Source organism: Pantoea sp. RCC30.1 (genome assembly GCF_058148845.1).
Map to the genome: position 1 here is coordinate 21,858 of NZ_JBXUHX010000015.1, position 14,408 is coordinate 36,265.

Below are 14,408 nucleotides of genomic sequence, written 5' to 3' on the forward strand. Positions count from 1 at the left end.
GGTGGCTACGACGGGAATCGAACCTGTGACCCCAGCATTATGAGTGCTGTGCTCTAACCAGCTGAGCTACGTAGCCAAATTGTACTGCATTTCAATGATGGCTGGGATACCTGGATTCGAACCAGGGAATGCCGGTATCAAAAACCGGTGCCTTACCGCTTGGCGATATCCCATTCGTCCGTTCTCAGCATCAAGAATCATCGAAATTGGCTGGGATACCTGGATTCGAACCAGGGAATGCCGGTATCAAAAACCGGTGCCTTACCGCTTGGCGATATCCCATCCACGCTGCCGAATAATGAAATGGTGCGGGAGGCGAGACTTGAACTCGCACACCTTGCGGCGCCAGAACCTAAATCTGGTGCGTCTACCAATTTCGCCACTCCCGCAAAAAAGATGGTGGCTACGACGGGAATCGAACCTGTGACCCCAGCATTATGAGTGCTGTGCTCTAACCAGCTGAGCTACGTAGCCATCTTTTTTTCGCGTTACCTTCATCGGCGTTGCGGGGCGCATTATGCGGAGTTGACCAGACAGCGTCAACTAGTTTTTTACCGTTTTTTGCCAGATAATTGCTGTTTGACTGGCTTATAACCAGCCTGGCGGTTTATTCGGCAATTTTTCAGTGAATACAACGCTAATCGTAAAAAAATGGGCCACAGCGGGCCCATTCTGGCGGCTCTCTGTCTGCTTATTTGTAAGCTGACTGATGCACACCCACGGCACGTCCTGATGGATCGTCCATATTTTTAAACGCTTCATCCCACTCAATTGCTTTGGCAGAAGAACAGGCGACCGATGGACCACCAGGGACACACTCTGCCGCGCTCGCTAACGGGAACAGCTCTTCGAAGATCTCACGATAGAGATAAGCTTCTTTTGAACCCGGCGTGTTGAACGGGAAGCGGAAGTGGGCGGTTGCCAGTTGCTGATCGCTGATTTGCTTCGCAGCGACTTCTTTCAGTGAGTCGATCCAGCTGTAACCCACGCCATCCGAGAACTGCTCTTTCTGACGCCATGCCACGCTCTCCGGCAGGTAAGAGGAGAAACATTCACGCAGAATGTGCTTCTCCATTTTACCGTTGCTGCCACACATTTTGTCGGCCGGGTTGATACGCATCGCTACATCCAGGAATTTTTTGTCCAGGAAGGGTACGCGGGCTTCAACGCCCCAGGCAGACATCGCTTTGTTGGCACGGGCGCAGTCGAACATATGCAGCGCCTGAAGTTTACGCACGTTTTCTTCGTGGAACTCTTTGGCGTTTGGCGCTTTATGGAAATAGAGGTAGCCGCCAAACACTTCGTCTGCGCCTTCGCCCGACAGCACCATCTTAATGCCCATCGCTTTGATTTTACGCGACATTAAGTACATCGGCGTAGAGGCGCGAATGGTAGTGACGTCATAGGTTTCAATGTGATAAATCACATCGCGAATCGCATCCAGTCCTTCCTGCACGGTGAAATGAATTTCGTGGTGCACGGTGCCCAAATGTTCTGCCACGGTTTTCGCCGCTTTTAAATCGGGTGAACCTTCCAGTCCTACCGCGAAGGAGTGCAGTTGCGGCCACCAGGCATCACTTTTATCCTGATCTTCAACCCGCTTCGCCGCGAAACGCTTGGTCACGGCGGAAATGATGGAGGAGTCCAGGCCGCCTGAGAGCAGCACTCCGTAAGGCACATCTGACATCAGATGGCTTTTCACGGACTCTTCCAGCGCATGTTTCAGGCCAGCGGCGTCAGTGGTGTTGTGCTCAACGTTTTTATATTCCATCCAGTCACGCTGCCAGTAACGACGGATCTCGCCATCGGTGCTGGAGAGGTAGCTTCCCGGCGGGAACTCTTTGATCGAACGGCAGGCTGGCACCAGCGCTTTCATTTCTGATGCAACAAACAGGTTGCCGTGCTCATCGTTACCCATATAGAGCGGGATGATGCCGATGTGGTCGCGACCAATCAGCCAGGTTTTTTTAACGGTGTCATAGAGGATAAAGGCGAACATGCCTTCCAGCTCGTCGAGGAAATCGACACCTTTCTCCTGATAGAGCGCCAGAATGACTTCACAGTCAGAACCGGTCTGAAATTCGTAGCGATCGCTGAGTTCAGCGCGCAGTGCCTGATGGTTGTAAATCTCGCCGTTAACCGCCAGTACGTGGGTGTGATCGGCGTTGTACAGCGGCTGTGCGCCATTGTTGACGTCGACAATTGAGAGGCGTTCATGCGCCAGAATAGCATGATCATCCGCGTAGACGCCTGACCAGTCCGGGCCGCGATGACGCATTAAGCGTGAACATTCCAGCGCTTTTTTGCGCAGCTCAACAGGATCGGTTTTCAGATCCAGCACACCAAAAATTGAACACATAACTGACTCCTGAGCTCACCTTACGGCGATGTTATCTTTTACGTTTGTCCGGCAGCCTGACGCTGCGTGATACATAAGAAAATGCGCTATTTAGTGCATTCAATGCAAGAGGAATCGTGATTTACTGATAAAAATATTGCTCACATGGCAATAAAATTGAATAAACGATAATTTAAATGTTGTTTTGTTGTTGGATCAGCAATGGAATGTGTTTTTTGAGCAAGAAATAGACAGAAAAAGCACAGGGGGATAGGCATAAAAGGGGTGACGCATCACAGATTAGCCGGATGCGTCATAAGAGAAATGAATCAGAACAGGTCAATGTCGGCCACAGAAGGGTAGATCCAGTCCGGACGGAACGGCATGGCATCGATATCAGTCAGCGTCGAGACGCCGGACAGCACCAGCACCGTCTCCAGACCCGCCTGAAATCCAGCCAGAATATCGGTGCGCAGGTTGTCACCGACAATCACCGTCTCTTCCGAGTGGGCCTGCATCTTGTTCAGCGCGGCGCGCATGATGTAGGGGCTGGGTTTGCCAACCACAAACGGGCGACGGCCAGAGATCTTCTCAATACCCGCACAGAGCGCGCCACAGGCGGGAATAAAACCGCGCGCATGCGTATCCGGATTAGTGGCAATAAAGCGGGCGCCGTTAGCCACGAAGAAGGCCGCTTTATGCATCATGTCCCAGTTAAACGAGCGCGTCTCTCCGACGATGACAAAATCGGGATTCACATCGGTAATGGTAAAGCCCGCTTTGTAGAGTTCATGAATCAGTGCACCTTCGCCAATCACATAGGCCTTTTTGCCTTCCTGACGGCGCAGGAAGTCGGCTGTGGCCATCGCGGAGGTATAGAAAACGGATTCAGGAACTTCTACGCCAGCCGAAGCAAAACGGTTAGCCAGATCCTGCTCGGTCTGCGAGGGATAGTTCGTCAGCACCACCAGCGGCATCTCTTTGGCCAGAATGCGCTGTAAAAACTCCTGCGCGCCGGGAACGGCCGTATTGTCGTGCATCAGCACGCCATCGATATCACAAATTACGCTTTTAATGGTCATAGTCAGATCCGATATGGCCCGCCACAGCAGCGGGTTAGCTTAGAGCCTATCCCATTAGGCTATTTTATTTGTCATTCTGAACCTGGGCAGTGCTCACAATCCTCACGTACTACGTGTACGCTCCGGTTGTTCCGCGCTGTCCGTGTCCAGACTGCCTGCACCAATTACGCCTACTGGGATAGGCTCTTAGTCTTCCAGAAGATGTTGCAGCAGAATGCCGTTAAGCATGGCACGTTTAGCGAGCGCAAACGCGCCAATCGCAGAACGATGATCCAGGGTGGAACGCACCACCGGCAGATTTTTACGGAAGGCCTCTAAGGCCTGGGTATTGATGCAGCCCTCAATCGCGGGCAGCAGCACTTTTTCTGCCTCTGTGATCTCACCCGCCAGCACCACTTTTTGTGGATTAAACAGGTTGATCGCAATCGCGATAGCTTTGCCGAGATAACGGCCCACGTGCTCGACCACTTCACAGGCCAGTGCATCACCGTGATTGGCCGCCTTGCAGATGTGAGAGATCTGGCAGGCCTCCAGCGTCAGCGTGCTGGGATGGCCCTGACTCAGCAGATGTCGCACGCGATTCTCAATGGCGCCGTTGGCGGCAATGGTTTCCAGGCAGCCAAAGTTGCCGCAGTGACAGCGCTCGCCAAGCGGGTCGACCTGAATATGGCCGATTTCACCAACGTTGCCGTTGCTGCCGAGAAAAATATGGCCGTTGGCAATAATGCCGGCGCCGGTGCCACGGTGTAAACGCACCAGAATCGAATCAGCACAGTCGCGGCTTGCACCGAAGTAGTGCTCGGCCAGCGCCAGGCTGCGAATATCGTGGCCGACAAAACTGGTGACGTTGAAACGTTTTTTCAGGCTGGCGACCAGCGGCCAGTGGCTGACAGAGATGTGCGGCATATACCGGATCACGCCGTTAATCGGATCGACCAGCCCTGGCAGAATCACGGAAATCGCGATCAGCTCACGTATCTTGCGCTGGTGCTGCTCAATGAAGCCGCTGATGGCGTTAAACAGCGCATGTTCCAGCGTCTCCTGAGTGCGTTCCGGCAGCGCATAATCTTCCTGCGCCAGCGATTTACCGCTGAGGTCGAACAGGGTCAGGGTGGCATCGTTGCGGCCGAGGCGAACCCCGATGGTATGGAAATGGCGGGTTTCAGTGATAATCGAGATAGCGCGGCGACCACCGGTAGACGCCTGCTGGTCTACCTCTTTGATCAGGCCGCGCTCAATCAACTGGCGGGTAATTTTGGTGACGCTGGCGGGGGCGAGCTGGCTAAGTTCGGCAATCTGAATGCGCGATATCGGCCCCTGTTGATCAATCAGCCGGTAAACCGCTGCGCTATTGAGTTGCTTAACAAGATCGACATTTCCTATTTGTGACTGGCCGCCAGTGGTCATTCAGTGCTTACTCGCTCAGGACGTCGTCTCCGTTGACAAACGTCTTAATGATTTTAAAGTCGCGCGTAAACACAGTCAGGTTCGCGATTTTTCCTGCTTCGATCGAGCCCAACTGTTTTTCCACGCCCATCGCCCGTGCCGGGTAGAGTGATGCCATGCGTAACGCTTCATCCAGTGCGATACCCACATGCTCGACGCTGTTTTGTACCGCTTCGATCATCGTCAGGGCAGAACCACTTAATGTGCCGTTTTCATCGACACAGAGCCCATCGCGATAATAGATTGTTTTCCCTGCAAAAATAAACTCGCTGATGTCAGCGCCAGCCGGTGCGGTGGCATCCGTTACCAGTATCAGTTTGTCGCCTTTGATGCGTTTTGCATTCCGTACGTTAGCGTAATGTACATGTAAACCATCCGCAATAATGCCGCAGTATACATCAGGCGAATCAAACAGCGCACCGATAAGGCCCGGTTCACGTCCGGCAAACACCGGCATGGCGTTATAGAGGTGGGTCGCGAAACTCACGCCCGCAGAAAAGCCCGCTTTCGCCTCTTCATAGGTCGCATTCGAGTGTCCAGCTGAGACAATGATTCCGGCGTCAGTCAACTGACGAATCACCTCACTGCCGGCGTTTTCGGGTGCCAGGGTGACTTTGGTGATGACGTCTGCGTGATCACAAAGATACTGCACCATTGCGGCATCCGGCAGGCGAATCAGCGCCGGATCGTGGGTGCCTTTTTTCGCCTTGCTCAGCCAGGGGCCTTCCAGATGCAGACCCAGCGCCTGATGCTGATGCTTCTGCAGATAAGCGCGCATGGTTTCAATCGCCCGCTTCATCAGGACGTCGCTGCTGGTGATCAGCGTCGGTAAAAAGCTGGTGCAGCCAGACTTTTCATTGGCGCACTGCATCGTTTCCAGTGTCTCAATGCTGAGTGCATCCAGGCTGTCATTGAACTGCACACCACCGCAGCCATTGAGCTGGAGATCAATAAAGCCTGGCGCAATAATCGCACCTGCCATATCCCGCTGCTCAATATCGGTCGGCAGCGATTCACGTGGGCAGACGCGCGCAATGTGCCCGTCAGCCACCACGACGGCGTGATTGTCCAGAATCTCATGGCCGCTGTAGATTCGACCGTTTACTAATGCGTACATCTCTCTTCTCCCATCCTGGCCTGCTGTCACTTAGCGTAACAGCAGGGCAGGACAATGTTCTGTTACACGCCTTTCATATTTTCCGCTTCCATTTCGCGGAAATATTTCACGGTTTTCACTTTCAGTTCCATGGTGGCTGGCTCATCACAGACCACGACCGATTTCGCATGCAGCTGCAGGCAGCTGATGGTCCACATATGATTCACGTTGCCTTCAACCGCCGCCTGCAATGCCTGCGCTTTGACATGGCCGGTAACCAGAATCATCACTTCCTCTGCATCCAGCAGCGTGCCGACGCCGACCGTCAGCGCATATTTAGGTACCTGATCAACGTCACCGTTAAAGAAGCGAGAGTTCGCAACACGGGTGTCATGGGTCAGGGTTTTAATACGGGTACGCGAAGCCAGTGAAGAAGCCGGTTCGTTAAATGCAATATGACCGTCGTTGCCAACACCGCCCATGAACAGGTGAATTTTACCCAGTGCGCGAATTTTCTCTTCGTACTGACGACATTCTGCGTCAATATCGGGCGCATTACCATTCAGCAGGTTGATATTTTCCGGTTGAATATCAACGTGATCGAAGAAGTTGCGATACATGAAACTGTGATAGCTTTCCGGATGCTCTTTTGGCAGGCCAACATATTCGTCCATATTGAAGGTCACAACATGTCTGAAACTGACCTGGCCCGCTTTGTGCATATCAATCAGGTGTTTGTACGCCTCCAGTGGCGTGCCGCCGGTAGGCAGACCCAGAACAAAAGGTCTGTCCGCCGTCGGGTTAAACGCATTGATGCGGTTAACAATATGCCGGGCGGCCCATTTACCTACCTGGGTTGGCGTCGCTAAAGGAATCAGTCTCATGTTTCACCTCATTTGAAAATGGAAAGGGGATCGCTAAACCGTTGCGTTAGTCATCAGCCTGAGCAGATAACCTATTCTCGCTACGGGCGGAGCGTAATTCAATATTTCGGATCATAAAATAAGTTTAGGGTCATAGCCAGATGTTGCCGTATGAAACGATGTTTTTTAGTGATAAAAATCACAGTTACACTGGTTTTAATTTGCGAGGCGAATTAATTTATCATTACACTTCGCTGCGTGATATGAAGTGTATTAACGATCTTTGCAGCTGACATAACAACATTAAGCGGCGCAAAGCGACAAGTCAGGCTCATAGGGGGAAGGGGATATGTTAGGTTACTTACAAAAGGTGGGGCGCGCACTGATGGTGCCGGTAGCAACCCTGCCAGCAGCAGCAATATTGATGGGGGTAGGCTACTGGATCGATCCAGACAGCTGGGGTGCCGGTAATGCGCTGGCTGCGTTACTGATCAAGTCCGGTTCTGCCATCATCGAAAACATGTCGGTGCTGTTTGCGATTGGTGTCGCGTATGGCATGTCGAAAGATAAAGATGGTGCCGCAGCCCTGACCGGCTTTGTCGGATTCCTGGTGGTTACCACGCTCTGTTCACCGGCCGCGGTGGCGATGATTCAGAAAATTCCATTGGCTCAGGTGCCTGTGGCGTTTGGCAAAATTAATAACCAGTTTGTCGGTATTCTGGTCGGTATCCTGTCGGCGGAGGTCTATAACCGCTTCAGTCATGTCGAACTGCCGAAAGCCCTCTCCTTCTTCAGCGGACGGCGGCTGGTACCAATTCTCGTTTCGTTCCTGATGATCCTGGTCGCCTTTATCCTGATGTATATCTGGCCGGTTATCTTTAACGGGCTGGTCAATTTCGGTGAACATATCCAGAAACTCGGCTCTGCCGGTGCCGGTATCTACGCCTTCTTCAACCGTCTGCTGATTCCGGTCGGTCTGCATCACGCCCTGAACTCGGTGTTCTGGTTTGACGTTGCGGGCATTAATGACATTCCTAAATTCCTGGGCGGTGCGCAGTCACTGGCTGATGGAACCGCAACTGTGGGCATTACCGGCCGTTACCAGGCGGGCTTCTTCCCGATTATGATGTTTGGTCTGCCGGGTGCGGCGCTGGCCATTTACCACTGTGCGCGTCCTGAGAACCGCGTCAAAGTCGGTAGTATTATGCTGGCTGCTGCGTTTGCTGCCTTCTTTACGGGTATCACCGAACCACTGGAGTTCTCCTTCATGTTCGTTGCGCCAGTACTCTATCTGATCCACGCCGTGCTGACTGGACTCTCTGTCTTCATCGCGGCCAGCATGCACTGGATTGCCGGATTTGGTTTCAGCGCCGGGCTGGTGGATATGGTGCTGTCGACCCGTAACCCGCTGGCAACACACTGGTACATGCTGATTCCGCAGGGTCTGGTCTTCTTCGTTATCTACTACGTGGTGTTCCGCTTCACTATCAATAAATTCAATCTGATGACGCCGGGCCGCGAGCTGGCGGTTGCCGGTGATGAAAGTGATGGCTATGACGTCAACGTGGATAAAACGGATAATAGTGAAACAGCCACTGAATCGCTGGCGCGCCGTTACATTGGTGCAGTGGGAGGTTCAGCGAACTTAACCAGTATCGATGCCTGTATCACCCGTCTGCGTCTTAATGTGAATGATTCCGCTCAGGTTAATGAAGGTGTGGCGAAGCGTCTTGGTGCGTCCGGCGTGATTCGTCTTAACAAACAGAGCGTGCAGATCATCGTGGGCACCCAGGCAGAAAGCATCGCCTCGGCCATGAAAAAAGTGCTGACCAAAGGTCCGGTTGCTGCAGCGGCTACCAGCAGCGCACCGGCTGAGCCGGATGTAAAACCGCAGGCAGTACTGAACAGTGAGAAGCGTGTCATAGCAACCCTGCTGGCACCGGTAACGGGCGAAGTGGTTGCGCTGGAAGATGTGCCGGATGAAGCCTTCGCCAGCAAAGCGGTGGGTGACGGTCTGGCGATCAAACCCAGCGACAAATGGGTAGTGGCACCGATAGCGGGTACGCTGGTTAAAATCTTCAACACCAATCACGCCTTCTGTCTGGAAACGGACAATGGTGTAGAGATTGTGGTGCATATGGGACTGGATACCGTGGCGCTGGAAGGTAAAGGCTTTACCCGTCTGGTTGAAGAGGGGGCCACCGTGGTCGCCGGTCAGCCTGTGCTGGAGATGGACCTTGAATTCCTGAACGCGAACGCCCGCTCAATGGTGAGTCCGGTCGTGGTCAGTAACAGCGATGATTTCGCAGGGCTGACGTTGCTGGCGCGCGGCCAGGTGGTAGCAGGTGAAACCCCGCTGTACGAAGTGAAAGGCTAATCCCCGCAACAGAACCCCAAAGGCAGGAAGCGATTCCTGCCTTTTTTGTTTTAAAGGCTTAACAAACGGTTGTTTCCCTCAGACGCTTTGTGGATCATACTCCGTTACTTCGTGGTACAAATCACCCGTTATTCGTATTGAGGATTTTTGAGATGAGTGAGGCTGAAGCCCGCCCAACTAACTTTATTCGTCAGATCATTGACGAAGATTTGGCGAGCGGTAAGCACAGCAGCGTGCATACCCGTTTCCCGCCAGAGCCCAATGGCTATCTGCATATTGGTCATGCGAAATCGATCTGTCTGAATTTTGGCATTGCCCAGGATTATCAGGGGCAATGCAACCTGCGTTTCGACGATACCAACCCGGTTAAAGAGGATGTGGAATTCGTTGAATCCATCAAGCGTGATGTCCAGTGGCTGGGTTTTGAGTGGAGCGGTGAGGTCTGTTACTCATCAAACTATTTTGATCAGCTTTATAACTATGCCATCGAGCTGATTTCCAAAGGGCTGGCTTACGTTGATGAGCTGAGTCCGGATCAGATTCGCGAATATCGCGGCACCCTGAAAGAGCCGGGCAAGAACAGCCCTTATCGCGATCGCAGCGTGGAAGAGAACCTGGCGCTGTTTGAGAAGATGCGTAACGGTGAGTTTGCTGAAGGCACTGCCTGTCTGCGTGCTAAAATCGACATGGCCTCTAATTTCATCGTGATGCGCGATCCGGTGCTTTACCGCATCAAGTTCGCGGAACACCATCAGACGGGCAACAAGTGGTGCATCTATCCGATGTATGACTTCACCCACTGCATCTCCGATGCGCTGGAAGGCATTACGCACTCGCTGTGTACGCTGGAGTTCCAGGACAACCGCCGTCTTTATGACTGGGTGCTGGATAACATCACTATTCCGGTTCATCCGCGCCAGTATGAGTTCTCGCGCCTGAATCTTGAGTATGCGGTGATGTCGAAACGCAAACTCACTCAGCTGGTGACCGAGAAGCACGTAGAAGGTTGGGACGATCCGCGCATGCTGACCGTTTCAGGTCTGCGTCGTCGTGGATACACCGCAGCTTCAATCCGTGAGTTTTGCCGTCGTATTGGCGTGACCAGGCAGGACAACATTGTGGAGATGGCCTCGCTGGAATCCTGTATCCGTGATGACCTGAATGAGAATGCGCCACGCGCCATGGCAGTGCTGGATCCGCTTAAAGTAGTGATCGAAAACCTGCCAGCCGGTCATAGCGAAATCGTCACCATGCCAAATCATCCTGGCAAGCCAGAGATGGGCACGCGTGAAGTGCCGTTCAGCCGTGAGATCTGGATCGATCGTGCAGATTTCCGCGAAGAGGCGAACAAGCAATATAAGCGTCTGGTGCTGGGCAAAGAAGTTCGCCTGCGCAACGCCTATGTGATTCGTGCTGAGCGTGTCGCTAAAGATGAAGAGGGCAACATTACCTGCATCTATTGCACCAGCGATGTTGATACGCTGAGCAAAGATCCAGCGGATGGCCGCAAGGTGAAAGGGGTAATTCACTGGGTGTCTGCCGATCACGCGCAGCCTGCTGAGTTCCGTCTGTATGATCGTCTGTTCAGCGTGCCAAATCCGGGCGCGGCAGAGGACTTCCTGGCGGTGATCAACCCTGAGTCACTGGCGATCAAACAGGGCTTTGTTGAACCGGGGCTGCGTGATGCAGAACCGACCACACCGTTCCAGTTCGAACGTGAAGGTTATTTCTGTGCCGACAGCGTCTACTCTAAGCCGTCGCAACTGGTGTTTAACCGCACTGTGGGTCTTCGTGATACCTGGACGAAAACTGGCGAATAATTCTTTTGCTGCTGACCTCATAAAATGACAAAAGGGCGATTTATCGCCCTTTTTTATTGCCCTGATTTTTATCATTACCGACATTTGTTCTGCACTAACTGCAACCTGTTAAATCCCGCATTGTGAGAGTAATCTGAGTTTAAAAAAATTAATCAATTTACAGATGTGAATTATGAGCTTTCAGGTAGGCTATGCGCTCTCAGAGGTTGCACAGCGGGTTACAGAAGGAAAAAAAATGACAGTTCTCGCCCAGGAAGCCAGAAACAGTGTTGTCGTTTTACATCAGCTCATTGAACGTATTTTTAATCAGCCTGCCGGATCTGATGACAGTTTTGAGCTGCTGATGTCCTATTTTCATCCTGACTTCCGCATGGTGACCCCGAAGGGCAAAGAGTACAATCTGAACGAAGTTGAAGATCTTTTCCGACAGTTGCAGGGGCAACGGGAAGGGATGCGCATTGCCACCTGCGAACATGTGATCCTCTCTCATCATGATAAAGAGATCACCGTGCAGTATCGTGAAATGCAGATGATGAATGGCAACAACCATAGCCGTATCTCGCTGGCGATACTGGATTGCAGCAGTTCCATTCCGCGCTGGCGTTATCTGCAGGAGACGCTGGTTGCCTGACGCGTAACAGCAGAAAACAGACGAAAAAAAACCGGTGAATTCACCGGTTTTTTCATTTCAGGGCACGTTACTGGTCGTGCAGGGTTTCGTTTTCCCGGCAATCGCCCAATGTGCAATGTCCATAAAGATAGAGGCTGTGGTTGGTCAGCTTGATACCATGGCGGGTCGCGATTTCACGCTGACGCGTTTCGATCGACTCATCGCTGAACTCAATAACCTTGCCGCAATCCAGGCAGATTAGGTGATCGTGGTGATGCTGCTGCGTCAGTTCGAAGACAGATTTGCCACCTTCAAAGTTGTGACGTGTGACAATACCGGCATCATCGAACTGGTTCAGAACACGGTAAACGGTAGCCAGGCCAATCTCTTCGCCGATATCAATCAGGCGTTTGTACAAATCTTCCGCACTGACGTGATGGCACTCAGGTTCCTGAAGCACTTCCAGAATTTTCAGTCTGGGCAGTGTCACTTTCAGGCCAGCCTTCTTTAATGCGGTATTGTTGTCAGTCATGCGGATTTTGTCCTGTTACTAATATTCACTTTTGTGGCTTGTCGCCTTGAATGTCGATCTTCACTCATTCTCATTTGCGTCTCATTATAGAACCAGAGCGATGAAATGAAAACCAGAGGGCGTACCTGAATCATCATGGGCTATTGGGGATAGGTCACCGGGCCGGGGAGGATTCTGGCAGATGTCTGTTTGTACATCGCTTAGTCTTGCCGCTGAGAAAATAAGCGGAAGATCGATGCGGGTATTCTACAGATTAAACGGAGAAAGTTAAAAAAATGTGGCTATTATTTCTATAGGAATTTCCATTGCCTCAATGTGAGCTGGCGCTCACATTGAGTCGGACAGGATCAGGCTTCGATGATCTCTTTCAGCTGCAGTTCATCAAAGATCTGCTTAACCCACTGTTCTACACGCTGGTTAGTCAGTTCAGGCTGACGATCTTCGTCAATGGCCAGACCCAGGAAGTGGGTATCATCGGCCAGGCCTTTTGACGCTTCGAAGTGGTAACCTTCAGTCGGCCAGTGTCCGACAATCACAGCGCCGTGCGGTTCAATGATGTCGCGGATCGTGCCCATCGCATCACAGAAGTACTCTGCGTAATCTTCCTGATCGCCACAGCCAAAAAGCGCAACCAGCTTGCCGTTAAAATCGATCTCTTCCAGCGTCGGGAAAAAGTCATCCCAGTCGCACTGCGCTTCGCCGTAGTACCAGGTCGGAATACCCAGCAGCAGGATATCGAACGCTTCCAGATCTTCTTTTGTGCTTTTCGCGATGTCATGCACTTCTGCAACGTCAGTACCCAGCTGTTTCTGGATCATTTTTGCAATGTTTTCGGTATTGCCGGTATCGCTGCCAAAGAAGATGCCTACGAGTGCCATGAGTAAAATAACCTCTTAAATCCTGATGATGAGATGTGTGCCGCAGCACATTTCAGCGAATAATAGCAGACGGGGGAAAACCGGTGAACGGTTAAAGCCCCGACATTTGCTCCTGCGTGCGATTTGCCCGCATCAATCCAGTTTGAGCTGTGCCAGCAGCATCTGTTCTATCAGTTCGCTGCGGCTGAGATTACGCTGTTCTGCCAGCGTATTGAGTGCATCGACTGCTTCACTGTTCATTTTCAGTTCGACACGACGAAGTCCGCGTCCTTTGTCACGTTTAAGCTGATTGCGCTTGTTGATGCGCAGCTGTTCATCACGCGAAAGCGGACTGGTTTTGGGTCGACCAGGGCGGCGCTCATCAGCAAAGAGATCGAGCGTCGTGCGGTCAGTCTGTTCTTTTGCCATGGCTTAATAAAACTGAATGAGGGCGGGCGCCAGACTCTCACCGCGCAGATTATAAATTATTCGCTATTGCCGCAGCAAAACTGACCCGCGGCAAAATTTTAGCGCGCCATCATACTTCACGCGTACTTCCGACGCCAATCCTAAACCTTTGCTGCCATCTGATTGCTTTTAAAGCGCAAAAAAGCGGCGAACACTGCGCAAAACGGCATCGGGTTTCTCTGCATGAACCCAGTGTCCCGCGCCGCCGATCACATGGGCCTGAGCGGCCGGAAACTGCAGCAGGAGTGCATCGCGGTAGCGGTTATCCAGATAGCTGGAGTCGCCGCCGCGAATAAACAGCGCCGGATGATCCCAGGCAGGCACTGGCTGCCAGCCAGAAATCGTGGTGTAGTTATCCCACAGCACCGGCACGTTGAAGCGCCACTCGCCCTCCTGAAACGACTTCAGCAGAAACTGGATTACCCCATCTTCATCAATCACCGTGCGCATAATGCGGGCTGCCTCGCTGCGGGATGAAACGCCCGCATCGGTGACGGCACGAATACCGGCAAAAATCTCGTCGTGGCGGCGGGTCTGGTAGTCCACCGGCGCGATATCGATCATCACCAGCCTTTCAATGCGATCCGGCACCAGCGCGCTCATGGTCATGGCGATCTTACCGCCCATCGAGTGCCCGATGACCGCGACGCGATCGATGCCGTGTGCATCCAGCGTATCGACCATATCCTGCGCCATTACAGCGTAGTTCATCTCGTCAGATCGTGGAGAGAGTCCGTGGTTGCGAACATCAACCTGCAGCAGGGGACCGGCATCTTTCAGGCCGCGAGCCAGCACGCCAAGGTTATCCAGGCTGCCAAACAGGCCGTGGATTAACAGGATAGGCAGGGAACCAGCGGGGGATTGTTCAGTTTGCAGACGGGCATTCAAAATCATGGCAAAGTTCTTAAGTTTGAGACCT

At 52.5% G+C, this 14,408-nt stretch carries 12 protein-coding genes and 5 tRNA genes; 3 read left to right on the forward strand and 14 right to left on the reverse strand.

Annotation, left to right across the window (positions count from 1 at the left end; genetic code table 11):
• Nucleotides 1-2 precede the first annotated feature (2 nt).
• The 10 genes from AC2LB6_RS14310 to nagB form a co-directional block, all read right to left on the reverse strand.
• Nucleotides 3-76: transfer RNA gene (locus tag AC2LB6_RS14310), tRNA-Met, on the reverse strand.
• Between the two features lie 22 nt (nucleotides 77-98).
• Nucleotides 99-173: transfer RNA gene (locus tag AC2LB6_RS14315), tRNA-Gln, on the reverse strand.
• A gap of 34 nt (nucleotides 174-207) precedes the next feature.
• A tRNA-Gln gene (locus tag AC2LB6_RS14320) sits at nucleotides 208-282 on the reverse strand.
• 22 nt (nucleotides 283-304) lie between these two features.
• Nucleotides 305-389, reverse strand: a tRNA-Leu gene (locus AC2LB6_RS14325).
• An 8-nt stretch (nucleotides 390-397) separates the two neighbouring features.
• Nucleotides 398-474, reverse strand: a tRNA-Met gene (locus AC2LB6_RS14330).
• 217 nt (nucleotides 475-691) lie between these two features.
• Nucleotides 692-2,359: an asparagine synthase B gene (asnB, locus tag AC2LB6_RS14335; RefSeq protein ID WP_490094023.1), complete on the reverse strand. Its 1,668-nt coding sequence runs from the start codon at nucleotides 2,357-2,359 to the stop codon at nucleotides 692-694.
• A gap of 308 nt (nucleotides 2,360-2,667) precedes the next feature.
• Nucleotides 2,668-3,420, reverse strand: a complete 753-nt coding sequence (locus AC2LB6_RS14340) for an HAD-IIA family hydrolase (protein ID WP_003852790.1) — start codon at nucleotides 3,418-3,420, stop codon at nucleotides 2,668-2,670.
• A gap of 186 nt (nucleotides 3,421-3,606) precedes the next feature.
• Nucleotides 3,607-4,827 (reverse strand): DNA-binding transcriptional regulator NagC, encoded by a 1,221-nt coding sequence (gene nagC, locus AC2LB6_RS14345; RefSeq protein ID WP_490094024.1) that lies wholly within the window; start codon nucleotides 4,825-4,827, stop codon nucleotides 3,607-3,609.
• Between the two features lie 7 nt (nucleotides 4,828-4,834).
• On the reverse strand, nucleotides 4,835-5,983 hold the full coding sequence (gene nagA / locus AC2LB6_RS14350; protein ID WP_490094025.1) for an N-acetylglucosamine-6-phosphate deacetylase: 1,149 nt from the start codon (nucleotides 5,981-5,983) through the stop codon (nucleotides 4,835-4,837).
• Between the two features lie 62 nt (nucleotides 5,984-6,045).
• Entirely contained in the window at nucleotides 6,046-6,846 is an 801-nt protein-coding gene (gene nagB / locus AC2LB6_RS14355; RefSeq protein WP_279769674.1) for a glucosamine-6-phosphate deaminase, read from the reverse strand.
• 328 nt (nucleotides 6,847-7,174) lie between these two features.
• On the opposite strand from nagB, the gene nagE reads away from it, so the two are divergent.
• The 3 genes from nagE to AC2LB6_RS14370 all read left to right on the forward strand — a co-directional run bounded on the left by nagE (nucleotide 7,175) and on the right by AC2LB6_RS14370 (nucleotide 11,653).
• Nucleotides 7,175-9,202 (forward strand): N-acetylglucosamine-specific PTS transporter subunit IIBC, encoded by a 2,028-nt coding sequence (gene nagE / locus AC2LB6_RS14360; RefSeq protein WP_490094026.1) that lies wholly within the window; start codon nucleotides 7,175-7,177, stop codon nucleotides 9,200-9,202.
• Nucleotides 9,203-9,354: 152 nt separating this feature from the next.
• Complete coding sequence (glnS, locus tag AC2LB6_RS14365) at nucleotides 9,355-11,022, forward strand: glutamine--tRNA ligase (protein ID WP_490094027.1); 1,668 nt, start codon at nucleotides 9,355-9,357, stop codon at nucleotides 11,020-11,022.
• 235 nt (nucleotides 11,023-11,257) lie between these two features.
• Nucleotides 11,258-11,653, forward strand: a complete 396-nt coding sequence (locus tag AC2LB6_RS14370) for a hypothetical protein (protein WP_090963002.1) — start codon at nucleotides 11,258-11,260, stop codon at nucleotides 11,651-11,653.
• A 67-nt stretch (nucleotides 11,654-11,720) separates the two neighbouring features.
• On the opposite strand, the gene fur is transcribed toward AC2LB6_RS14370, so the two are convergent.
• From fur to ybfF, 4 genes are all read right to left on the reverse strand, one after another.
• Nucleotides 11,721-12,164: a ferric iron uptake transcriptional regulator gene (gene fur, locus AC2LB6_RS14375; protein ID WP_003852805.1), complete on the reverse strand. Its 444-nt coding sequence runs from the start codon at nucleotides 12,162-12,164 to the stop codon at nucleotides 11,721-11,723.
• Between the two features lie 347 nt (nucleotides 12,165-12,511).
• Nucleotides 12,512-13,042 carry a flavodoxin FldA gene (gene fldA / locus AC2LB6_RS14380; protein WP_090962998.1) on the reverse strand — a complete coding sequence of 177 codons (531 nt, stop codon included), beginning with the start codon at nucleotides 13,040-13,042 and terminating at the stop codon, nucleotides 12,512-12,514.
• A 132-nt stretch (nucleotides 13,043-13,174) separates the two neighbouring features.
• Nucleotides 13,175-13,450, reverse strand: coding sequence for a LexA regulated protein (gene ybfE / locus AC2LB6_RS14385; protein WP_003852811.1), 276 nt, complete (start codon nucleotides 13,448-13,450; stop codon nucleotides 13,175-13,177).
• Nucleotides 13,451-13,618: 168 nt separating this feature from the next.
• Nucleotides 13,619-14,383, reverse strand: coding sequence for an esterase (ybfF, locus tag AC2LB6_RS14390; protein WP_490094028.1), 765 nt, complete (start codon nucleotides 14,381-14,383; stop codon nucleotides 13,619-13,621).
• Between the last annotated feature and the right edge of the window lie 25 nt (nucleotides 14,384-14,408).

Coding starts and splice junctions, on each gene's coding strand:
- ybfE (WP_003852811.1), bottom strand. CDS start 13,450: ATGGCAAAAGAACAGACTGACCGCACGACGCTCGATCTCTTTGCTGAT.
- glnS (WP_490094027.1), top strand. CDS start 9,355: ATGAGTGAGGCTGAAGCCCGCCCAACTAACTTTATTCGTCAGATCATT.
- AC2LB6_RS14340 (WP_003852790.1), bottom strand. CDS start 3,420: ATGACCATTAAAAGCGTAATTTGTGATATCGATGGCGTGCTGATGCAC.
- nagE (WP_490094026.1), top strand. CDS start 7,175: ATGTTAGGTTACTTACAAAAGGTGGGGCGCGCACTGATGGTGCCGGTA.
- nagB (WP_279769674.1), bottom strand. CDS start 6,846: ATGAGACTGATTCCTTTAGCGACGCCAACCCAGGTAGGTAAATGGGCC.
- asnB (WP_490094023.1), bottom strand. CDS start 2,359: ATGTGTTCAATTTTTGGTGTGCTGGATCTGAAAACCGATCCTGTTGAG.
- AC2LB6_RS14370 (WP_090963002.1), top strand. CDS start 11,258: ATGACAGTTCTCGCCCAGGAAGCCAGAAACAGTGTTGTCGTTTTACAT.
- nagA (WP_490094025.1), bottom strand. CDS start 5,983: ATGTACGCATTAGTAAACGGTCGAATCTACAGCGGCCATGAGATTCTG.
- fldA (WP_090962998.1), bottom strand. CDS start 13,042: ATGGCACTCGTAGGCATCTTCTTTGGCAGCGATACCGGCAATACCGAA.
- nagC (WP_490094024.1), bottom strand. CDS start 4,827: ATGACCACTGGCGGCCAGTCACAAATAGGAAATGTCGATCTTGTTAAG.
- ybfF (WP_490094028.1), bottom strand. CDS start 14,383: ATGATTTTGAATGCCCGTCTGCAAACTGAACAATCCCCCGCTGGTTCC.
- fur (WP_003852805.1), bottom strand. CDS start 12,164: ATGACTGACAACAATACCGCATTAAAGAAGGCTGGCCTGAAAGTGACA.